We start from the raw sequence: 22,451 nt of genomic DNA, 5'->3' as shown, positions 1-22,451 counted from the left end.
GTATCGGCAAGGCGCTGCTGCGCCTCCCCCCCTGAAAGACCGGTGGCCTGCCCGCGACGGCCTTGCGACTTCGCTGCGGCATGGGCGACCGGTGCCGGCAACATAGCAAAACCCACGGCGAGTTCGCAGCCAAGGCCGCCGGCGCCTCAGCGAGGCCCGACTCCTCGGACGGCTCCACCGCGACATGACGCTGAAGTCTCTGGATCCCCGCCTTCGCGGGGATGACGGTCGAGTGAGATGCGCATCGGCTGACATGGTGCTTGCGGGCGGCAAAAGGAACATCGACCGTCAGGCCGATCCAAGCTGTGCGCATCGCAGGCATCGCCCGCTCCCGCTTTCGTCATCTCCGCGGAGGCGGGGATCCAAGCCCTCCGCGCCGCCAACCGGACTACCGCCTCGGCCGGTGCGAACCTCGGACGATGGCATCGAATTGCTCTCCGAAACAAAAAGGGCCGCTCCACGAATGGAGCGGCCCTTCGATGGTTTCGCACCCGACCGCTATCGTCAGGCGCTATGCCGAGATACCTCGATCAGGGGCAGCTATAGGTATCGCTGGCCTGCGCGCGGTAGGCGGTCCACATCGCATCGGCGAACTCGCTGCCGTAATAGCCCGCGTCGCGGGCGGCGCCGTGCAGGGCCGGCCAGCGCCCGGTGCCGTCGGCGGGGTTGTTGTCGAGCGCGCCGTTGCCGTTGGGCTGGTAGGGGTCGGGCTGAGTCCATGCACCGTGGTTCACCCAACGGTCGGCGTAACGCAGGATCTTGTCGTCGGTCCAGATGCAACGCAGCGACGGCATCAGCCGCAGCGCCAGCGCGGTGGCCTTATAGCCCTTGGCCGTGCAGCACATCTGATAGTAGGCGCCTGGTTCCTGGCCGCCGTCGATGTAGCCATAAGGATCGCGGCAATCGCGCGAGTTGCCGCCGGTGTTCTGGTTGTCCCAATAGTCCTCGGCCGAACACAGGCCGCCGAACAACACCTGCCCGGAGGCGGCACCGACATACAGCTGGCCGTCTTCCTGGAAGGTCCCCTGCTGGAAATCGCGCACGCGCGCGGCCATCGCCGGATCGTCGAGCAGCAGCGCCGACAACGCCAACACCAACTTGCGGCCGTGACGGTGACCGCCGTCGGCATTGAAATGCAAGCCGCCCTGCATGCCGGCGTCGAGGTCGATGCCGTACTGCACCATGTTAATTGCCAGCTTGCGGCGCTCGGCCGCATTGCCGTCGACCATCAGGCGCAGCGACGCCTCGGCGAAGTTCGTCGCGATCCAAGCCCCGTAGTCCGGCATGTTCTTGAGCGGATGGATCTCGTCGGCGCTCCAGTGCAACTGGTGATCCAACTGCAGGCGCTGGTACCTCGCCGACAACGCGCTCAAGGCCGGCGCCGACGCCAGCGGCGCGAGCGAGGGCAAGCGATCCAGGCGCAACCGGTTGGTCGAGTACAGCGGCTTGCTGCGGCCGAAGTACGGCGGACGGAACGAGGTGCTGCCGCCATCGGCCGGAGGCGCGGCCAACACCGTCAGCACTACCGCGGTGTCGAGCGCGGTCTTGTTGAAGGTGGAGAGCGATTTCGCCTTGACGATGGATTGGTTCGGCGAGGCCGAATAGGGCAGCGCCGGCACCAGCGAGCGGAGGTAGTTGCTTGCGCGCGAGTCGAAGCCTTGGCGGTCGACCTGGGTCGGGTTGACCTCGAAGCCGTTGCGACCGCTGGCGAAGGCCGGCGAGATCGACAGCACCTTGACCTTGCCCAGGCTGTCGGCGGTCGGCGCGACCCAGTAGTCGCCGTTGGCGAACTGGCCGCAGGGATAGGCGCGGTCGAGGACGAAGGTAACTTCGTATTGCTGCACCTGAGTGCACGAGGCGACGAGTGCGCTACGCGTCGGGGCCGCTGCGGACGAATCCGGGCGGGCGGTTGCGTCGACCTGCGGCGAGGCCGCCGCGGGCGGCGCCGAACCGACCGTCAGCGCCGCGGCGGGCGTGGCGTTTTCGAGCGGCGCTGCCGTAGCGGGCGGTGCGGCCTGTTGCTGAGGGCAGCCCGCCAGCGCGAGCGAGCCGCCGGCCAACAATGCGGCGCGCGTCAACAGCAGCCGCAGGCTCGGTTTGCCCGTGCGCGGCAATAAGCATGCTTCTTTCATGATCTCTCCTGGTGCGGTAATCGCGGCATCAGGGTGCCGTTGTCTACGGCGGCCGCCCAATGGAAAAATCCGGAACCGCGCCGGGCCGCATCCAGTTTCGACAAATTCCCGGGCGCCGGTTTTCGACTTGGCCAATCGCATCACGGTTTCGAAAACCGGATCTGCTCTCGCCTCGGCGGCAGACCTGTGCTGCAGTGCCGCGGCATCGAGATAAGGCACGGGGGCCGCAAGCGACGCCAGCTCGGCCAGCCCGTCCTCGCAGACAGCTGGCGGGTCTGGGACAGCAAGTTGAAGCGCTGATGGGGCAAGGTGCATGCCGACGATGCGGCCGCCGTGCTCGACGAACTCAACGACGCGGGCTCGCCGCAACGGCTGACCGAACTCGGCCGGAGCTCGCGCGCGCCGAAAACGAAAGCCCGGCGCAAGCAACGCCGATGCCGTTCGATGGCAGCCGCCCTGGCCGTTTCGTACCCAAGCGACCGGCGCTCCGGCGCTGCCTGCTCGTATCCGCTCCCCGCGCTAAGTTCCCGGGATTTTTTCTGCGATTCGCCGGCTGGCAGAACCAACAAAAAACACAGTTCGGCCATGGTCGCGGTACGAGTTCCACGCTCGGTCGCCGGCCGCTTGCGGCAGCCGCCCATGCAGCGGTTTCGCTTCCGCAACAGGCAAGGCCCCGGATCGACCGGGGCCTTGCGCTGTCGCGTCCGCTCGCCGACGACTGCAGGCGAACGCGGTCGATCACTTGCCCGCGAACTCCAGCAGGTCGCGGTCGAGCCGGTCCTTGTGCGAATCCGGCAGACCGTGCGGCGCGCCCGGGTACACGATCAGCTTGGCGTTCTTGATCAGCTTGACCGCGGCGTGTGCGGAGGCGTCGATCGGCACGATCTGGTCGTCGTCGCCGTGGATTACCAGCACCGGCACGTCGATGCGCTTGAGGTCCTCGGTGAAGTCGGTGGCGGAGAAGGCTGCGATCGAGTCGTAGGTGTTCTTGTGCCCGGCCTGCATGCCCTGCGAGCGGAACGATTCGATCAGGCCGGGCGAGGGCTTGGCGCCGGGACGGTTGTAGCCGTAGAACGGGCCCGAGGCGATGTCGAGGTACAACTGCGCGCGGTTCTCGCGCGAGGCCTTGCGCAGACCGTCGAACACTTCGATCGGCAAACCGCCGGGGTTGGTTGCGGTCTTCAGCATCAGCGGCGGCACCGCGCTGACCAGCACCGCCTTGCGCACTCGCTCGCCGCCGTAACGGCCGAGGTAGCGGGCGACTTCGCCGCCACCGGTGGAAAAGCCGACCAGCACCGCATCGCGAACGTCGAGGGTATCGAGCACCGCCTTGAGGTCGGCGGCGTAGTGGTCCATGTCGTTGCCGTCCCAAGGCTGGCTGGAACGACCGTGGCCGCGGCGGTCGTGGGCGATCACGCGGTAGCCGTGCTCGGCCAGGAACAGCATCTGCGATTCCCAGCTGTCCGAGCTCAGCGGCCAGCCGTGGCTGAAGGCGACCACCGGGCCGTCCTTCGGGCCCCAGTCCTTGTAGTACAGCTGGACGCCGTCCTGGGTGACGATGACATTGGACGACTGGCGCAGCGCGGCGGCCTGCTGGGTCGGTGCAGTGGCGGTGGCCGCGGTGGTGGCGGCCTGGGCCGAGGTGGCGATGCCGAAGCTCAGCAGGGACAGGGCGAGCGAACGTTGCAGGGTGGTCATGGCGGTCTCCTGGTTGAAGGGCGGGCGTCTGGCCCGTGGGAGCTACTTTGCCGGCCCAGCCAGGACTCCACGTAACGTATAGTCCACAAAACTTTACCTATCGTATTTTCATGACCGACCGCCTCGAAGCCCTGCTCGAACGCTTCTCCGCCAGCGCCCGGCTGTTCCAGGCCGGCGCCCTGTGCGGCATCAACGACCTGACACCCGAGCACGGCGCCGGCCAGCTGCACCTGGTGCGCGACGGCACGGTCGAGGTCATCCACGAAGGCGAGCCCGGGCTGCGCATCGAACGGCCGAGCCTGCTGCTCTACCCTCGCCCGCTGGCGCACCGCTTCATCACCGACGCCGAGCGCGGCGCCGACCTGGCCTGCGCCAATCTGCAGTTCGAAGGCGGCGCGGCCAATCCGATCGCCACCGCCTTGCCGGCCTTCGTCTGCATCGGGCTGGACGAGATCGACGGCAGCGAGACCGTGCTGACCCTGTTGTTCGAAGAAGCCTTCGAACGGCGTTGCGGCCGTCTGGCCCTGGTCAACCGTTTGTTCGAGGTCGTGCTGATCCAGGTGTTGCGCCATCTGATGGAGAGCGGCCGCACCCGCGTCGGCATGTTGGCCGGGCTGTCGCATCCGCAACTGCGCCATGCCGTGGTCGCGATCCACGAAGCGCCGGAGCACGACTGGACCCTGGACACCCTGGCTGCGCGCGCCGGCATGTCGCGCAGCGTGTTCGCCAATGCCTTCCGCGACAGCGTCGGCTGCACGCCCGGCACCTACCTGCAGCAATGGCGCGTCGGCCTGGCCCAGCAATCGCTGCTCGGCGGCCGGCCGCTGAAGTCGATCGCGATGGATGTCGGCTACGGCAGCGAAGCCGCGCTGTCGCGTGCGTTCAAGGCCTCGACGGGGCTGTCGCCGCGCGCATGGAAGACGGGCATGCTGAAAGCCGAGCCCTGACCAACCATCGCCGTGGACCGGCGTTGCTGCCACGATGCCGGCGCGTAAGCGACAGCGGGGCTCCACCGACACTTCCGCAACAACCGGACTTACCCATCATGCCGAGACTGTCTGCCTCCGCCCTCGCGCTCCTGCTCTTATCGGCCCTGCCGTCGTCGGCCGCGCCTCCCGCCGACGCCCGGCCCGGCGCAGACGCCCCGGGGAAAATCGAACGCGACGAAGGCTTCGTGCGTTTGTTCGATGGCCGCAGCCTCGAAGGCTGGCATCTGTACGGCCGGCGCGGCCAACCGATCAGCGGCTGGCGCGTGGCCGACGGCGCGATCGTGCGCAGTGGGCCCGGCGGCGACCTGGTCAGCGACCGGGTCTACGGCGACTTCGAGTTGCGCATCGAGTGGAAAATCGCACCCGGCGGCAACAGCGGCATCTTCTATCGCGCCGCCGAAACCCAGGCGCCGATCTATCGCAGTGCGATCGAGTACCAAGTGCTCGACGACCAGCGCCATCCCGATGCGGGCAACGGCCGCAAGCGCTGGGCCTCGGCCGTCTACGATCTGTATCCGCCGGCCGAACTCGTCGCCCGGCCGGCCGGCGAATGGAACCAGGCCCGCATCCGCGTGCGTGGCGCGGAGGTCGAGCACTGGTTGAACGGGGTCAAGGTGGTCGCCTACCGACTCGACTCGCCCGACTGGAAAGCGCGGCTGGCGCAGAGCAAGTTCAAGGACTGGCCCGAGTTCGCCGCTTCGCGCAGCGGGGTGATCGGCCTGCAGGATCACGGCGACCAAGTCGCCTACCGCAACATCCTGATTCGTTCGCTGTAACGCTCCGCATCGGACGAACTGCGGGCCCGGGCTCGGCGACCGCGCAAGAACGACACGCATCGCGCCTACCGCATCGCACCGTCATCGGCGCGGGGATCGGATGGGGGTCGCAGTGTGATGGAGAGTGAGTGGCCTTTCGGAACCGCGGAATGAAGATCTTCGCCTCGTCGAGGATTACACGGCGCCGCGCCGCGCCCTCGCCGGACGCCCAGCGACGCACCCGCCACGGCGCGACGACGAACAGCTTCGACGATCGCGCATACCCGCACAGGAGCCGCCATGAAAACTCGCCCGATCCGCATCGATGTGCTCGCCTCCTTGTTGCTCCTCTCCGCGATCGGCCTGCCCTCGGCCGCATGGGCTGAAACCGTCACCCTGACCTGCCTGGGCACCGAAACCGCGCACTACAACCCCGGAATGACCTTCACGCCGCAGCCGATCGCGTTCTCGGTGAATGGACTGCTGGCCCCATGCGCCGGCATTCCGCTCGGCGTGACCAGCGCGAGCTACGGCACTTCGGGCGTCGCCAATCTCTCCTGCGAAATCCTCTCCGGCGTGGCGCCGACGCCGCCGCTGACCGTGCACTGGAGCGACGGCAGCACCAGCGTCATCCAGCCCACCACCGTGGTGACGCAACGGCCGGTCGGCGAAGTGGTCCGCATCGAATCCGGCCATGTCGCTAGCGGCCGCTTCCTCGGTGCCGCCACGGTCCGCACGGTGACCTTGCTGCAGACCCAGTTGGACGCCTGCACGACCAGCGGCGTCGAATCGGTCGGCGGCCCGGTGGTGCTGGAAGTCGTCAAGCTGCTGTGAAACGGCGGCGCCGGCAGCGCTGCGGTTGCGCGTCTACAACGCCGGCAACCGCTGCGCCTGGGGTGGGCGCCAGCGGCATCCAGACTTACCAGCCCAAGCGCCAGGAGATGTTGAGCCTGGCTCTGGGCGATTGATTCGATCGATTGCCGATGTATCCCCACCGGCTGACGGCCGATGGGGCCTACAACCGATGAGACGAGGAGACCGATCAGTTCATGTCCTTCGAGAATTCATCATTGACTTTTTCGGATACAGTCGACTTGAACTGCCCCATGATGTAGTTGAGCTGTGTCTTTCGCTCACCATCCGTCCAATCCGGCACCATCTCCGCGATCTTTCGTTCGACGTACTCATTGACGACTTTGACAGCCAGATCGCGAATTTTCTCGGCGTCGATCTGCTCGCCGTTCGCCATGTCCTGCACGAAATCTGCCAAATCCTTGGACACAGGGGTAGTCACCGGGGACAAGGCGACGTCGATGACTGGCGCAATCAGAGGTGGAAGTGTCATCAGCAAATAGCCCATAACGATGGTCTTCAATGCATCGGCCATCGCGTCTCGCCGACCTTGCTCATCGATATCGGCACGAGTAATTCCGCCCAATAGCAGGGAGAACAGTGCGAAATCGACCTGCAAGCGTCCTTGCAATGCCAGTTGGTCGCGGGACTTCAACATGTCCGGCGTCATGCTCGCCAAGCCGCCTTGTTGAAACAGCCGCGTCGCCTCCTTGAGCAGGCTGTCCAGAGCGAGTGGGTCGGAACTCAGCGCTGCTACGAAGTTCGTCATTTGGTCGGACGACAGGGGGCCGTCCAATCTGAGCGCATCGGCGGGCAGCGACGGTATCGGATGCGTACCGGCATACCTTTGCGCCTGCTGGTTCGCAGCCCACGGCAAGTAGTTCTTGAACTGCTCGGCCATGGCCCGCGCCAGCAGTGGGTGGCTGTTGATCTGGTCGCGGAAACTGTCGTCCTTGTCGTCGCCGTCTTTTCTTCCCTTGGGATAGGAGCGCCAATCCTTGTCGTCGCAATCCTTGATCAAGGCCGTCCAGGCCTTCTGCTGGGTCGCGGCATCGCCCTGCCCTGGCGTCAGCGCCACGTTCAAGGCGCGCGCCAGATCCTGCTCGTAGTCGGTACCCCGGTTCGGCGCGAACATGCTTTTGTCGAACAGCAGATCCTTCGATTTCGGATCGGCCAGCAATTCCTGCATCAGCTTGGGGTGTTGGTCCATGCCGACCATGAGCTGCTGGATCGCGAAGTTTCCGGCCGGGGTATAACCCGGGCCGTTGATGAGCCTATGCATCGCATCTCTCATCATCCCTTCGGTCTGCGGCGAGGAGCGCAGGAACAGCGCCAGCTCGGCCGGGCCGCACTCGAACAAGGCCTTCTTGGTATCGGCCGGCAACACGCCGGCCCGGTCGGCCGTCGCCACCACCTGCGCGAGCGGGCCGAAGTAGCCCTTGAGGAAGTCGAAATTGCCGGGCGTGATATTCGGGTTGCTGCTGTCGATCCGGTAGAAGCCACCGACGAAGTCCCCAAGATGGTCGGCCCCCACGCCCTTCAGCGCAGCCTCGGCATACACCGGGTCCGCCGCGTTCGCGCGCAGATCGTCCAGTGCGCAGAACAGCGCCGCTCGCTTTTGCTCATAGTCCAATGCGCCAGGCTGGGTGGCCTTGAAATCGTCCCAGGCGCTCGCGACCGCTTGGCCGTCGCGGTTTCCGAGTTCCCGCTTCCATCCGAGCACCTCGTCGTTGCCGGCCAGACTTTTCTGCGCCTCCGGCGACAGCTTGGGCGTCTCGCTGCGCAGGTAGTCCAGCGCCTTGCGCGGATCGCCCATCGCGCGCGCCGCATCCAAGGTCGAGTTCACCTCGAACTCGAGTCTGATCTCGGCGACTATCGCCTCGACATCGGCCTTGGTCTGGGGATCGCCGCTGTAACGCCCGGCGATCGCCTGGCCATGGCTGTCGATGGTGCTCCGGTCGTAAACCGCACCGGTAGGCCGTGCATCGAATTCGCGTTGATAGCCGGTCTTGATCTCCGTCTCGATCGCCTGTTTGAGCCCGACGCGAGCCTGCTTTACCGATTGCTCGTAGCCGGCGCGCATCTCCAGCAGGACCGGATCGTTCCTGACCTCCTGGCCGCTGAAAGTACGATTGAATACATCGAGATTGTCTTGCGCCTGATGATAGCCGCGACCCGCGAGGTCGACTGCGGTCGGCGACGATGCCTGCACGGGCGCAGTCGCGTCTCCCGGAACCGAAGGCGCTCGATTCGGCACGGTCTCGGGTTCGCTCTGCGGCGGAACGGCCAGGCGGTTGGGGCGTATGCCGTCGGGATACATGGGGAAGCCTCGTCGATGGGGAGTGGATCGATTCCAGTCCTTCTCGACGCCGCCGGCACCTAGGGAACACCCTGAAAGAGGTTCCTTTTCAGCACGTATTTCGATGGTGCCAAACCGAAGCGCAAGACAAAGCCATCATTGCGGTTCTGCACGCATAACCACGCCGCCCCGAAAGCCTGTATTCGGATGTCCACGACTCAGTCCCGGCCGACCGATGCGCGGCGCCATTGCCTGGACGCTTCTGCGATCGACCTGGCCCCAAAACGACTGCGGAGGGCCGATGGCCCTCCGCAGCGCAACGCGAAGAAGTGCGAGAGGTTTACTCGTCGCCTTCTTCTTCCTCGTCTTCGTCCTCTTCTTCCTCGTCGTCTTCGTAGGGCAGCCCCATCGAATACGCGAAGCGCGGCTCGCCGTCCGCGCGATGTCCGGTGGCGATCGCGAGAATCACCCAGCCGTCCTGCAAGCGCTGGTTGACGTCCGACAGCTCGTCGGTCTGCACCACTTCTCCGATCGTCTCAAAGTCCACTGTCTAGCTCCGCTGGAAGAAGCGCGAAGGATACGACAGGTCGGCAGCACTGATAAGAATGCGGCCGGCCATGCTCCGGCCGCCTCAGCGGCGCACGAAAATCTCGACGCGGCGGTTGAGCTGGCGGCCGCCCGGATTGTCCTGGCCGCCGATCTCGTTGGGCGCTACCGGCAAGGACTCGCCGTAGCCCTTGGCCGAGGCGTCGTCGGCGGCGCCGCGGTGCTGCAGGGCCTCGACCACCGCGTCGGCGCGGCGCGCCGACAGCGACTGGTTGTAGTCGTCGCTGCCCTTGGCATCGGTATGGCCGCCAATCTCCAGGCCGCTCTGCAGACCGTCGGACTCGATCTCCTTGAGCGCGCCGGCAAGCGTATCGAGCACTTTGGCCGCGTCGGCGCGGATGTCGGACTTGTCGAAGTCGAACAGCACTCGGTCGTTGAGGGTGATCAGATAGCCGCAGGGCGCGCCCGGCGGGGCGAACTTCTTGATCGGCGGGAAGCGCCCGGCCGGCGGTACCTTCGCCAGCGGTTCCATCTTGACGTTGCGCGCCGGCGTGCCGACCTGGCCGGTGCCGTCGCCATTGTTGCGGATCAGCCCCTGCGGACCGTTCCAGGTGCCCGAGCCGTCCTTGTTGATCGTGACCAGGCCCAGGGGACCGTTCCAGGTGCCGCTGCCGTCGCCGTTGTTGCGGATCAGACTGCCCTCGCCGTTCCAGGTGCCGGCGCCCTTGGCATCCAGGGTAATCATGCCCGCCGGCCCGTTGTAGCTGCCGGAACCGTCGGCCTCGACGCGAACGACGGCATCGTCGTCGCCGTCTTCGCCGCCGTTGATGCTGCCGCTGCCGTCGCGGTTGACCACGACCAGCCCGCCTTCGAAGTTGGCGGTGCCGCTGCCGTCGGCGGCGATACGGAAGATGCCGCCGTCGCCGTTGCGGCTCAGATTGCCTTGCGCGTCGACGCTGGTGATGCCGGCGTCGCGTATCAGGCCGCCGCCGGCGTCGCAGCGGGCCGGGCTTACGCCGATCCCGGCGATCGGATTGAGGATCTCTTGCATCGACGATTCCAACGCCCGCTGCGCCGGCGTCACACCGACGATCTCGGGTACCACGATCAGCGGGATCGCCGGGAAGGCGTCGGCGGCGGCGCGGTCGGCGGCGGCCTCGCCATCGGTTTCGCCGTCGGTGGCCGTGGCGGCGGTCGAGGCGGCTCGATCCGGCGGCGTCGCGGGCGCGGCGTCCGCGGCCCGATCCTGGCCGCACGCGGCGACCGCCACAGCGCTGACGAGCGCCAATGCCCATCCTGAAATACGCATCGCATCCTTCCCTGATGTAGTCGACGCGCATAGATACACGAACGTCCGCGACAGTGGCAAGCAGGCCCGGTCGCGCCGCATCGTCCCGCATGCGCAACCATGCCGATCGTCCCTGGTCGCTGCCTCGGCGCCTGAGTACCATGCCGGCTCGCCGCCCCGGCGCTCGCCCTCAGGAGTCCCCCTTGCAAAAGTCACTTGCGGTCTGCGGTTTGTTGATCGGCCTGTCGGGTTGGGGCGATGCCGTCGCACAGGTCGACCTGTCCACGCTCGACCAACGCATGCCCGGACCGACCACGCAAGTGCTGGTGCTGGGCTCGGTGCACCTCAGCGACTTGCCGAAGGACTTCAAGCGCGAATCGCTGGCGCCGGTGATCGATCGCCTGGCCGCGTTCAAGCCCGAGGTCATCACCATCGAGGCGATCTCCGGCGAGCAATGCGACCTGGCCGCGCGTCATCCCGCGATCTACGGTGCGCAAGCAATGGCGCCGTACTGCCGCAAGACCGACGCGGCGAAGGCCGCAACCGGGCTGGACGCGCCGGCGGCGATCGCCGAAGCGCACAAGACGCTGAAAAACTGGCCGGCGGCGCCCACATCCGCACAACGCCGGCGCCTCGCGGCGGTGTTCATGGCCGCCAACGACAAGGCATCGGCCCTGGTGCAATGGCTGCAACTGCCGCAGACCGAGCGCCGCAGCGGCGACGGCCTCGACGATGTCCTGGTCGCGTCGCTCGAAAAGGCCATGCTGTACAACGACGAAAGCCTGCAAATCGGTGCGCGCCTGGCCGCGCGCCTGGGTCTGCAACGCGTCCACGCGACCGACGACCACACCGGCGACAACGTCGACATCGCCGATGAAGCCGCGTACGGAAAGGCGGTCCAGGCCGCGTGGGAAACCGCCGCCGCACCGATGGGCCAGGTCCTCGAACGCGAGGCAGCCTTGGCCAAGAGCGGCGACATGCTGGGACTGTACCGTTACGTCAACCGTCCGGACGTCTTGCGCGTCGTGGTCGACGGCGATTTCGGCTCCGCCTTGCGCGACACCTCGCCCGAGCATTACGGCCGGTTGTACGTGGCCGGCTGGGAAACCCGCAACCTGCGCATGGTCGCCAACATCCGCGCGGCCTTCCGCGAACGCCCGGGCGCGCGCGTACTGTCGATCGTCGGCAGGACTCACAAGCCTTGGTTCGACGACCTGCTGGGACAGATGCAGGGCGTGGAGATCGTCGAGGCGGCGCAGGTGCTGAAGTAATACGGCCGGCCTGGACGGTCGCGCGCTCGCGACCGTCCAATCCTCGTCGCTGACGAGAGCATTCAAAACTCATTCGCCTGCTTTATACAGGCGCAGCCGACTGCGCGTGCACCCGCTGCGTGGGTACGGTCCGGCACAGCTCAACAGCAAACACCAGCAGCGTCTGTGCGGGCCGTCGCGAGTCGATCGGCGCAGCACCATCGAAGCCTGCGACTTGCATTCCGATTTTCGGCAACCGACCTGGCGGTCGGACTGCGCGCGCCTGCTCGCCTTCGCGCGGGTACGCATCGCCTGGACGCTCACACGATCGACTCGAACAGTCGCCCGCAGCGGACGCTTGGCCGGTGACCGACTCGGCCGGCGTTGTATTGGTCGGCAGCGGCGGAGGAAGGAAAATCGTTCGAGCCAAGTGATGCCTGGACGTCGGCATCTACAGGTCTCGTTCTCGGATCTTCGCAGCAGCTGAGGGTAATCCACACAACGACCAACCAGGGGCTTGGCATGTCGAATACATCCGCGTCATCCGCATCCACGCCAGCGAGCGGCGAGTCCGCCGGCAAGACGCCGGTCCGCCTTCCGCCGATCCTGCCGCCGAGCCCATGCGGCTGCGATAGCGATCCGATTTCCGCGCTCACCGCACTGTTCGTCGACTACTACCAGGGCCGGGGCATGGCCGCCGGCCGCGATCCGGCGACCCGTCCGGTGTTCCTGCGCCTGCATGGCGCCGCACACGGTCGATTCGTCGTGAATCCCGACCTGCCCGAATCGCTGCGTGTCGGCGTGTTCGCCCAGGGGCCCGAATTTCCAGCGTGGGTGCGCTTCTCTGCCGACGTGCAACCCGGGCAGCCCGATCTCAAAGGCACCACGGGCATCGCCCTCAAGCTGTTCGGCGTCGAAGGCCGAAAACTGTTGGAACCCGATCAAGACGCGACGACCCACGACTTCATCCTGCAGAACCACGACGTATTCTTCGTCGACACCGCCAAGGACATGTGCGAGTTCACCTGCCAGTCGCTGCATGGCCAGGGCGACGAGTACCTGCAGGCGCACCCGACCACGGCGCGAATACTCGAGGACATGGAGAAAACGGTCGAGTCCGTGCTGACCACGGATTACTGGAGCGTGCTGCCGTCGCGCTTCGGCGAAGGCCGCGCCGTCAAATACAAGCTAGAGCCCCTGGATGCGCCGGCGCCCGATGCGCCGCCGAACTACGAGGACCCGTTCTATCTGCGCGCCGATCTGCACGCGAGGATGCATCGCGGACCGGCCCGGTTCCGCTTTCTGGTCCAGTTCCAGAGCAACGATCGCGACATGCCGATCGACGCAGCGACCGTCCGCTGGAGCGAGCAGGCCAGCCCGCCGATCCAACTGGGCACGCTTGAACTGCCGCTACAGGATCTAAACGCACGCGGCCAGTCGGGCTACGGCGAGAATCTGGCCTTCAACCCCTGGCACGCATTGCCCGAGCATATGCCGCTGGGCAGCATCGCCGACGCGCGCAAGGTCGTCTATCGGACTTCGGCGGCGAACCGCCGCAACGTCAACGGCATCGCGCTCGCCGAGCCGGCCGCGCCGCGCCCTGCCGAGTACGCGCCGGGCGTCGACTATCCGAAAGCCAAGGACACGCGCGTCGTCCGCGCCGCGATCCACCCGGCCATCGGCATCGCCCGCGTCGGCAACAGCGCGGATGCGTTCTATATCGGTCCGCAAGTCGCCGACCCGCCGCCGCAGGCGTCCGGCTTCTATCGCGATGCCAGCGGCGCGCTCAAACGCGAGGCGGTGCAGTTCCGCATCTATGGCTACAACTCCGCAGGCGAGGCGGTACGCGAGCTGACCTGCGACTGGGCCGATATCCGCTGGGACGTACACGTCGCCAACAGCAAGGCGGCGTGGTACCAGTGGCAGATCGCTATGGACATCCCCGAAGCCGCGACCACCGTATTGCCGCTGCGCAATGCAACGGTCGCCAACCGCGGCACCCTGGTGATCGATGCAGGAATGCAAAGCATCGCCGGGCGCAACGCCGCGCCGGTCGCCTGCGTCGGCCAGTTCGACAGCGTGCCGGTCAAGATCGGCGAACTGCAGACCGACGCCAGCGGCCGTCTGTTGTTCCTCGGCGGCCATGGCGTATCGGCATCGCCGAACGGCACCCCGATCTTCATCCCGACCGACGGAAACTCCTTCATAAACGCCGACGGCTGGTACGACGACACCTGCGACGGACCGGTCTCGGCAACGGTGACCATCGAAGGACAAGCGATCCCGGTGGAATCGGCCTGGGTAGTGACCGCACCGCCGAACTACGCGCCGCAGGTCAAGGCCGAGCGCACCATGCACGACCTGCTCTACGATCTGTTCGTGCAGGCCGGCTGGCTGCCGGGCCCCGCTGCCATCTCGTTCGTCGACGACGTCTATCCGATCCTGCACCGCCTGTCCGGCCTGCAATGGGTCAACCAGGGCTTCGCGACGCTGTTCGGCCACAACGGCCGCTACGATTTCGAGAGCCCCGACCTGATCGCGAAGTTGTCGGCCCTGCCGCCGGCCGGCGACTACGATCCGAATGCCGAACTGCGCCGACAGGTCTTCAACAGCTTCCGCCCGCCGAACCCACCGGATGGCAACCAGTTACCGTGGCCCTGGCTGTACGGCGATGCGATGGAGGTCCCCGCAGGCGAGAGCCCGCGTCAGAACGCCAGCATCAGCGGAACCCAGTACGACATCCTGCAGCGTTGGATGAACGGCGACTTCCAGGACGATTGGACGCACGAACGCAAACCGCCGGCCAGTATCGACGAGGTGCCCTTGGCCGGGCAGCCGGCAATGCTCGATCGCGCCGCGCTCGACTTCTGCCTCGCCGACGCCTTCCATCCCGGTTGCGAAATGACCTGGCCGATGCGCCATCTCAGCTTGTACGACAAGCCTTACCGCATCCGCCGGCGTCCCGAAGGTTCGCCCGAGCCAGACTACGGCGCCACTCTGAATCAAGCCACGGCCCTGTCCGCGAAGGGCCCGCTGCATGCGCAATCGCCGGGCGACATCAATCGCTGGATGGGGCTGCCCTGGCAGGCCGACACCGCGTTCTGCCGCGCCGGCTACGACACCGACTACGACCCGTTCGCGCCGACCTTCTGGCCCGCCCGGGTACCCAACCATGTGCTCAGTACCGACGATTACGCGATCGTGATCGATCCGCAGCAGCCGATGAATCGACGTATCGAGGCCTTTACCGACCGGACCAACTGGAATAAGCCGCTGCACGGCACCACTGCCGAGCAGATGATGCAGATGGTGCGGATCTTCGGCTCGATGGGCCTGGTCGAACAGCGTCCCGGCGTAAGCGGCGAAGCGCAGTTCCCTGCGACGATGATGGTGGCGTCCTATGGACCCGACGTCGCGGCCGCCGACACCGCCAGCATCATCGAAACCGCACGGGCGGCACCGTTGCTCAAGGACCGGAAGACGGCCGCTGGAGCACGACCGCTGCCGCGCGGCGCCAACTTCGATTCGCACGAAGAGGCCAAAGCCGCTCCGCTGCCGGTGCCGCGCGGGCGCCCGCGCGGCTGAGGCGCATGCGCACGAACGCCTTCGAGGTGGCGATCGCCGGCGGCGGCCCGGCGGGCGCCGCCGCCGCGATCGTGCTGGCCCGTGCCGGCGTGCGCGTACTGCTGGCCGATAGCGGCGGCGGACGCGAGTTTCGCATCGGCGAAGGCCTGCCGCCGTCGGCACGGAGTTTGTTGCGCGAACTCGGCCTGCTCGAACGCGTGCTCGCCGACGGGCATCGCCCGGCCCACGGCACGATCGCGGCGTGGGGCGCCGAAGCACCCCGCGCGAACGACTTCATTTTTCAATTGCACGGCCATGGATTGCAGCTCGATCGCGTTCGATTCGATGCACTGCTGCGGGCCGCGGCTCGCGATGCGGGCGCCGAAGTCGTCGAATCCGCTCAGTTACGGCCCGATACGACGCCGGGCGGGGGCGAACGGGCGCCACATCGTTTGCGCCTGCGCCGACGCAACGGCGACGAAGACAGGATTGGGGCATCCTGGCTGATCGATGCCAGCGGCCGCCCGGCCGCGCTTGCGCGCGCGCTGGGGGCCGCGCGGATCGAGCACGACCGCATGCTCGCCTACTACCTGCGCTTGCGCAGCGAACGCGACAGCGACTGCGACGGCCGCACCCTGGTTGAAGCGGTGGAGGACGGATGGTGGTACAGCGTGTTGCTGCCGGGCGGGGAGCGCATCGCCGCGTTCCTGACCGATCCCGACCTCATCGATCGGCGGGCCTTGCTCGATGGCGACGGCTTGTGGGAAAAACTGTCGCGGACCACGCCGTTGCGCAAGCTGTGCGAGGCACACGGCTATCGTCCGCATGGCCGTGCTCACGGCGCCGATGCCAGCAGCGCCGAACTCGATCGCGCTGCGGGAGACCGCTGGCTCGCCGCCGGCGACAGCGCCATCGCCTTCGATCCGCTGTCGTCGAAAGGCATCGGCAACGCGCTCTACACCGGCCAGCATTGCGCACGAGCACTGCTCGCTCACGAGCACGGCGACACCATGGCGCCCGACCGATACGCGGCTCATCTACGCGAAATCCACCGCGTCTATCGCGAACAACAATGCGCCTACTACGCCATGGAAACCCGCTGGGTCGATTCGGCGTTCTGGACGCGGCGGCAACCGCATCGGCGAGGCGAAGCCCCCGCGATGGAAGCAGCACGGGCGCCGGGAGTCTCGCTGCCACGGCCACAGTGAGGCGTTACCGACGCAAGCCTCACGGCCGAGCCAGGCGCTGGATATGGAAGGCATCGCGCCATCGGTACTGCATGGCCGCGACCAAGGCATGCATCAGCAGGATCCGGCGGTCCGCTTGCGCCGCCTGCGCCTTGGCGCGATCGGCCGCGGCCCGGCCCTCCCGGTAGTAGACGTTCAGCAGCCGCACCCCGACCTCTTCGCTGGTGCGCTCGCGCGACACCGGCACGTGGCCCAGCGCAGCGACCATCGCCTCGGCCACCGACCAGGTCGACCACGGGTTCTGACCGGTGACCAGGCGACCGTCGACGACGGTGTTGTCGAGATAGATCGGGCCTTCGACGTAGCGGGCGCCTCGGTCGGCGATGCGGTCCTGCAGCAGGAACGGAAACAGCCTGCGTGCATCCTTCAACAGGAACAGCTCTTCGTCGTTGCTGAAGCCGGTCATGCGCCTGCCATCGATCAGGCGCCGGCCGTTGCCGAGACGCACCTCGAGCAAGGCCGCCGGGCCGTGACAGACCGCGCCGACGACACCGCCATTCGCGTGCACCGCAGCGACGATGCGTTGTATTTCGCGATTGCCGGGAAAGTCGAACATCGCGCCTTTTCCGCCGACGAAGTACACCGCGGCATAACGCGATGCATCGACCTGCGCCAACGTCAGGGAACGATCCAGCTTGGCGATGGCCTGCGCGTCGTTGAGAAAGGCGTAGTCGGCGGCGACCAGTTCGTCGTCGAGCCGCATCGGCGGCTTGCCGCCGAGCGGGCTGGCGATGTCGACCTCGAAGCCGTTCGCGACGAACACGTAATAGGCGCGCGACAGCTCGGTCAGTTCGAACCCGGCTTTCTTGCCCGAGGCGCCGATCATGGCAGTGCTGGTCAACACGGCCAGGACCCGGCCGCGCGATTCGCTCACGCCCACGCGAACGAACGACAGATCGGAGGCGCGACTGGCGGAGTCGGCCAAGCGCTGTTCGTCCAGGCGAAACCCGGCGACATACCCATAGCCGGCAACGGCCAGCAGCGACAGCGTGCACAGCGCCGCCAGCAGCGCAGTCTTCCGTTTTTTCCAATAGCCGGTTCGCATCGTCCCGCTCTTCCGATTGCAGTCGAACGCACCTTAGGCAGCCGATGTGAAACGAACTTCAAACCCGCTCGCCTCGACGGCGACTCGATCAAGGCGCGCTCGAGTGCCCGGGCTTCGGACGCGACCGACCGGCGCAGCCGTGCGAAGCTTGGCGCTCCCCAACGTCCGACCGAACCATGACCCACCGACTTTTCGTTTATGGAACGCTCGCGCCGGGACGGCCGAACGAACACGTCCTCGCCGGCATCCCCGGCAAGTGGGAGCCGGCCAGCGTGACCGGCACCTTGCTGCAAGAGGGCTGGGGGGCCGCGGTCGGCTATCCCGGGATCGTGCTGGAGCCGGATGGCGCCGAGGTCGAAGGCCTGCTGTTCGAATCGGACCGCCTGCCCGAGCACTGGGCGCGCCTCGATGAATTCGAGGGCGAGGGCTACGAGCGCGTGCTGACCACGGCCAAGCGCAAGGACGGCGGTCCGGTGCAGGCCTACCTCTATAAGCTCAGCGAGCAGGGAACCCCGCCCGGCCCGACGGGTGACAGCTGACGCCGCACTCGGTATGTTCTGCGCCCGGGTGCACGACGGCGCATCTTCGAACCCGCATCCCAATGTCGCACGATGCGACGCGAACGGCAGCACGCCAAGGAAGCCCATGGCCACCACCCTGCAGCTAGGCAAGGACGAACTGGTCGCGAAAGCGCAGCGCAGCATGCAACAGCTGCTGCCGGACAACACCTGGAGCACCTGCCAGAAGCTCGCCCTGACCTGCCGGATACTGTTCGACGCCGGTCACGATTCCGGCCTGGCCGGCCAGATCACCGCTCGTGCCGAAACCCCGGGCACCTATTACACCCAGCGGCTCGGCCTGGGGTTCGACGAGATCAGCGAGCGCAACCTGCTGCTGGTCGACGAAGACTTGAACGTGCTCGAAGGCGACGGCATGGCCAATCCGGCCAACCGCTTCCACAGCTGGGTCTATCGCGCGCGCCCGGACGTTAACTGCATCATCCACACCCATCCGCTGCACATCGCCGCCCTGTCGATGCTGGAAGTGCCGCTGACGGTCTCGCACATGGACATCTGTCCCTTGTTCGACGACTGCGCCTTCCTCAAGGACTGGCCGGGTATCCCGGTCGGCAACGAAGAAGGCGAGATCATTTCCAGGGCGCTCGGCGACAAGCGCTCGATCCTGCTCGCCCACCACGGCCAGCTCGTCGCCTGCGCCAGCGTGGAAGAAGCCTGCGTACTTGCCGCGTTGTTCGAACGCGCCGCCAAGATGCAGTTGCTGGCGATGGCCGCCGGCGAGATCAAGCCGCTGCCGCCGGCGCTGGCGCGCGAAGCCCACGACTGGATCTCCACCCCCAAGCGCAGCCAGGTCACCTTCGCCTACTACGCCCGCCGCGCACTCAAGCAACACGCCGACTGCCTCGACGGCGCCGACTGATCCTGCCGACCGGCCCGGCCCCGGTCGACGCGGCACGTATCGGCCGCAGGGCGCATCGCCTAGCTTCGCCCACCCGATCGCGCATCCGACACTCGACACGGGTGCGTTTGCGCTGACGGCATAGACCGGCGGCTCGCCACTCGCGCTGCGCGAGCGAGGCGGTTTGCCTGCTGTCCCATCGAATCGCCTGCCTCGCTTATGACGGCCGCATCGATGGCGCCTCGCCATCGATGTCGGCTCCGAACCTTGGCGTACGGAAACTTGTGCCGAACCGATGGCTTCCGCACCGCATCGGCGATGCAATCGCCGACTTCATCGCATCGACACCGATAACAGGCCGCGACCGACCGCAGCGCGCGATATCGGCCGATGCGACGGGGCTTTCGTATACCTGCGCGAATGACATGGATACCTCGTGCCTGGCGCTCGACGCCTCCGGATCGCGAAGCTGCGCGGCGCATCGCAAACTTGATCGGCATCGTTCGCCGGCGATGAACGCAATCACAGATTCGCGGCGAAAAAGGCGATCCACATCAAGTTGAAACATCGACGCCTCTATCTGTCGCACACCGACGGCGAAGCCGGCAATCGATCACTTTCGAACACGCCGCCCTCACGTTTCTTCATGCCCGGCGATCTCCGAACGCACAAGACGACAGTCACACGCGGGACGTACGCCGAAAGTCTTATATCGACCTTCGACTAATGAAAAACCGTATTTTTCACGGCTTTCGCACAAGCGATCGATCAGTTATGAAACACGCGAATATTCCTTTTTTTACCCAGATTCGTTTCCTCAGTTCGGATCACACAATTTAGTCAACTGCATCGAACAACGCATGTTGACGCGATTGCTTTGGATACTCGATAGTGAATCGACAAGGAGCGACACGCACAGGGAACGATCGAGAGTGCTTCTGCAACACCACCACTTCATCCACGACATCGCGCCTGACCGCGCGAGGCCAACGGCATGGCATCCATCGTGATCGCCGACTGCCGCGCCCGCGCATAGTCGCTGGTTTCAGGGGTTAAACGCAGCAAGCCTGTCGCCGCATGCGAATGCGGTACAGGCGAGTTTTCGCCTAAATTTTCCAGTTTTCGATCGCACGCTTCCAATCGCGCGACGCGCCGCTTCGCCTGCGCGCTCGCCGACCGACTCTCTTCGAAAACCGCCCCCAGCCGATCAGCAAGGAGCCAAGCGCAGTGGAAAAGTTGAGAGTGCTTCTGGTCGATAACTACGACAGCTTCACCCACAACATCGCGCACTACCTGGGCGAGGCCAACGGCACGCCGCCCACGGTGATCGCCAACGACCGCATCGAGTGGGCGCAGATCGACGCCGCCGACTACGACGCGATCGTGATTTCCCCAGGCCCGGGCCGTCCCGAACGCGCCGCCGACATGGGCGTGAGCAACGATGTGCTGGCCATGGCCACCGTGCCGGTGCTCGGCATCTGCCTGGGCCACCAGGCCATGGTGCACGCCTTCGGCGGCAGCATCGTGCATGCGCCGGAGCCGATGCACGGGCGCCTGAGCGCGGTCGAACACGACGGCAGCGCGCTGTTCGCGCACATTCCTTCGCCGTTCGACGTGGTGCGTTATCACTCGCTGATGGCCGCCGAGCCCTTGCCGGAGGGACTGCGTGTCACCGCGCGCACCGCCGACGGCCTGGTGATGGCGCTCGAACACATCAGCCGCCCGCTGTGGGGCGTGCAGTTCCATCCCGAGTCGATCCACACCGAATTCGGCCACCAGATCATCGACAACTTCATCGAGCTTGCGCGCAGCCACACCTTGCGCAAGCGCAGGCGCCGCAGCGGCGACAGCGCCGCCGGCAGCGAGCCGGAGACCGCGCGGCCGGCACCGGCGACGGCCTGGCGCATCCAGTCGCGGCGCATCGCCGCCGAGGCCGATCCGCAATCGGTGTTCCTCGATTGCTTCGCCGCCAGCGATGCCGCGTTCTGGCTCGACTCCAGCGCGGTGCGCCCCGGCTATTCGCGTTTCAGCTTCATGGGCGACGGCCACGAGGCCGGCGCGCGCAGTCTGGTGCATCGGGTCGGGCAGGACGGCGACGACGCGGGCGAAGGCGAACGCTTGTTCGGGCAGGTCCGCGACGGCCTCGCGGTCGCGCTGCACGGCGGCGAGACCCTGCCGTTCGATTTCGTCGGCGGCTGGGTCGGTTATTTCGGCTACGAGCTCAAGGCCTTGACCGAAGTCGGCGGCCCGCATCGCTCGCGCCAACCGGACCTGTTCCTGCGCTTCGTCAGCCGCTTTCTCGCCTACGACCACCTGGAGCGCTGCTGGCATGCGGTCGCGACCGGCCCGGCCGAGCGCGCAAGCGAAGACGCCGCCTGGCTGGAGCGCATCGCCGCACGCCTCGACACGGTGCCGCCCGCGCCGCCGTTGCGTCATGGCGAGCGCGAGGCGCCGGTGGAGTTCCACCTCGAACTCGACCGCGCCGCCTACAGCGAGCGCATCGGCCGCTGCTTCGAGCAGATCGGCGACGGCGAGACCTACGAGGTCTGCCTGACCAACCGCTTGCGCGCACAGGTCGATCTCGACCCGGTCGAGCTGTATCGCCACCTTCGCCAGATCAACCCCGCGCCCTATTCGGCCTTGCTGCGCCACGACGGCTTCGACGTACTGAGTTCCTCGCCGGAGCGCTTCCTGCGCCTCAGCCCGAACGGCGTGGTCGAGATCAAGCCGATCAAGGGCACTCGCCCGCGTTCGGCCCGCGAGGAAGACGATCGCGCGGTCCTGGCCGAACTCAAGCACTGCGAGAAGGACCGCGCCGAGAATCTGATGATCGTCGACCTGACCCGCAACGACCTGGCCCGCGTCTGCGAGGTCGGCTCGGTGTGGGTGCCCAAGCTAATGCAGGTCGAGAGCTACGCCTCGGTGCATCAGCTGGTGTCGACGGTGCGCGCGCAGCTGCGCGCCGGGCTGGACGTGATCGACCTGCTCCAGGCCACCTTCCCGGGCGGCTCGATGACCGGCGCGCCCAAGCGCCGCACCCTGGAGATCATCGACACCCTCGAAGCCTCGGCGCGCGGCATCTATTCCGGCGCGATCGGCTATCTGTCGCTCAACGGTGCCGCCGACCTGAGCATGGTGATCCGCACCCTGGTCCACCAGGACGGCAGCCTGGAACTCGGCGTCGGCGGCGCGGTGATCGCGCTGTCGGATGCCGACGGCGAATTCGAGGAACTGCTGGTCAAGGCACGCGCGCCGATGCGCGCGGTGGCGCGCTGCGCCGGCGGCGACGCCGAAGCCTGGCGAATTCCCGGCGAGCGTTCGCCGCACACCGACGCACCCGTCGTTCCCGTCGCGCAGCTAGGGACTTAAG

Annotated in this window: 15 protein-coding genes; 9 read left to right on the top strand and 6 right to left on the bottom strand. The window is 66.6% G+C overall.

Annotated features, from left to right (window positions below):
- Window positions 1-530: 530 nt before the first annotated feature.
- Both ACTOWK_RS09675 and ACTOWK_RS09670 read right to left on the bottom strand, forming a co-directional pair.
- A complete protein-coding gene (locus tag ACTOWK_RS09675) occupies window positions 531-2,132 on the bottom strand; it encodes a hypothetical protein (protein WP_441329959.1) in 1,602 nt (533 codons plus the stop codon).
- 738 nt (window positions 2,133-2,870) lie between these two features.
- Window positions 2,871-3,830 carry an alpha/beta fold hydrolase gene (locus tag ACTOWK_RS09670; RefSeq protein WP_441329958.1) on the bottom strand — a complete coding sequence of 320 codons (960 nt, stop codon included), beginning with the start codon at window positions 3,828-3,830 and terminating at the stop codon, window positions 2,871-2,873.
- 110 nt (window positions 3,831-3,940) lie between these two features.
- Here ACTOWK_RS09670 and ACTOWK_RS09665 point away from each other — a divergent pair, with 110 nt between their 5' ends.
- The 3 genes from ACTOWK_RS09665 (at window position 3,941) to ACTOWK_RS09655 (ending at window position 6,408) form a co-directional block, all read left to right on the top strand.
- A complete protein-coding gene (locus ACTOWK_RS09665) occupies window positions 3,941-4,777 on the top strand; it encodes a cupin domain-containing protein (protein WP_441329957.1) in 837 nt (278 codons plus the stop codon).
- A 227-nt stretch (window positions 4,778-5,004) separates the two neighbouring features.
- The gene (locus tag ACTOWK_RS09660) at window positions 5,005-5,595 is read left to right on the top strand and encodes a 3-keto-disaccharide hydrolase (RefSeq protein ID WP_441329956.1); all 591 of its coding nucleotides are present in this window, start codon (window positions 5,005-5,007) and stop codon (window positions 5,593-5,595) included.
- A gap of 279 nt (window positions 5,596-5,874) precedes the next feature.
- Window positions 5,875-6,408, top strand: coding sequence for a hypothetical protein (locus ACTOWK_RS09655; protein WP_441329955.1), 534 nt, complete (start codon window positions 5,875-5,877; stop codon window positions 6,406-6,408).
- A 208-nt stretch (window positions 6,409-6,616) separates the two neighbouring features.
- Here the strand turns inward: ACTOWK_RS09655 and ACTOWK_RS09650 are convergent, their stop codons facing one another.
- The 3 genes from ACTOWK_RS09650 to ACTOWK_RS09640 form a co-directional block, all read right to left on the bottom strand.
- Window positions 6,617-8,746: a hypothetical protein gene (locus tag ACTOWK_RS09650; RefSeq protein WP_441329954.1), complete on the bottom strand. Its 2,130-nt coding sequence runs from the start codon at window positions 8,744-8,746 to the stop codon at window positions 6,617-6,619.
- Window positions 8,747-9,065: 319 nt separating this feature from the next.
- Complete coding sequence (locus ACTOWK_RS09645) at window positions 9,066-9,272, bottom strand: hypothetical protein (protein ID WP_144436486.1); 207 nt, start codon at window positions 9,270-9,272, stop codon at window positions 9,066-9,068.
- A gap of 84 nt (window positions 9,273-9,356) precedes the next feature.
- Window positions 9,357-10,580 carry an OmpA family protein gene (locus tag ACTOWK_RS09640; RefSeq protein ID WP_441329953.1) on the bottom strand — a complete coding sequence of 408 codons (1,224 nt, stop codon included), beginning with the start codon at window positions 10,578-10,580 and terminating at the stop codon, window positions 9,357-9,359.
- A 140-nt stretch (window positions 10,581-10,720) separates the two neighbouring features.
- Here ACTOWK_RS09640 and ACTOWK_RS09635 point away from each other — a divergent pair, with 140 nt between their 5' ends.
- From ACTOWK_RS09635 to ACTOWK_RS09625, 3 genes are all read left to right on the top strand, one after another.
- Entirely contained in the window at window positions 10,721-11,830 is a 1,110-nt protein-coding gene (locus ACTOWK_RS09635; RefSeq protein ID WP_441329952.1) for a DUF5694 domain-containing protein, read from the top strand.
- A 501-nt stretch (window positions 11,831-12,331) separates the two neighbouring features.
- Complete coding sequence (locus ACTOWK_RS09630; protein ID WP_441329951.1) at window positions 12,332-15,394, top strand: LodA/GoxA family CTQ-dependent oxidase; 3,063 nt, start codon at window positions 12,332-12,334, stop codon at window positions 15,392-15,394.
- Window positions 15,395-15,399: 5 nt separating this feature from the next.
- Window positions 15,400-16,581, top strand: a complete 1,182-nt coding sequence (locus tag ACTOWK_RS09625) for an NAD(P)/FAD-dependent oxidoreductase (protein WP_441329950.1) — start codon at window positions 15,400-15,402, stop codon at window positions 16,579-16,581.
- Between the two features lie 19 nt (window positions 16,582-16,600).
- On the opposite strand, the gene ACTOWK_RS09620 is transcribed toward ACTOWK_RS09625, so the two are convergent.
- The gene (locus ACTOWK_RS09620) at window positions 16,601-17,665 is read right to left on the bottom strand and encodes a type 1 glutamine amidotransferase domain-containing protein (protein ID WP_441329949.1); all 1,065 of its coding nucleotides are present in this window, start codon (window positions 17,663-17,665) and stop codon (window positions 16,601-16,603) included.
- A gap of 176 nt (window positions 17,666-17,841) precedes the next feature.
- Here ACTOWK_RS09620 and ACTOWK_RS09615 point away from each other — a divergent pair, with 176 nt between their 5' ends.
- From ACTOWK_RS09615 to pabB, 3 genes are all read left to right on the top strand, one after another.
- The gene (locus ACTOWK_RS09615) at window positions 17,842-18,204 is read left to right on the top strand and encodes a gamma-glutamylcyclotransferase family protein (protein WP_441329948.1); all 363 of its coding nucleotides are present in this window, start codon (window positions 17,842-17,844) and stop codon (window positions 18,202-18,204) included.
- A 106-nt stretch (window positions 18,205-18,310) separates the two neighbouring features.
- Window positions 18,311-19,102, top strand: coding sequence for an aldolase (locus tag ACTOWK_RS09610; RefSeq protein ID WP_441329947.1), 792 nt, complete (start codon window positions 18,311-18,313; stop codon window positions 19,100-19,102).
- Between the two features lie 1,206 nt (window positions 19,103-20,308).
- Entirely contained in the window at window positions 20,309-22,450 is a 2,142-nt protein-coding gene (pabB, locus tag ACTOWK_RS09605) for an aminodeoxychorismate synthase component I (protein WP_441329946.1), read from the top strand.
- Window position 22,451 lies beyond the last annotated feature (1 nt).

The organism is Lysobacter sp. CA196 (assembly GCF_052078695.1).
Lineage (GTDB): Bacteria > Pseudomonadota > Gammaproteobacteria > Xanthomonadales > Xanthomonadaceae > Lysobacter.
Note: the sequence above shows the minus strand (reverse complement) of the source record. Positions and strands in the feature narration are given on the sequence as shown.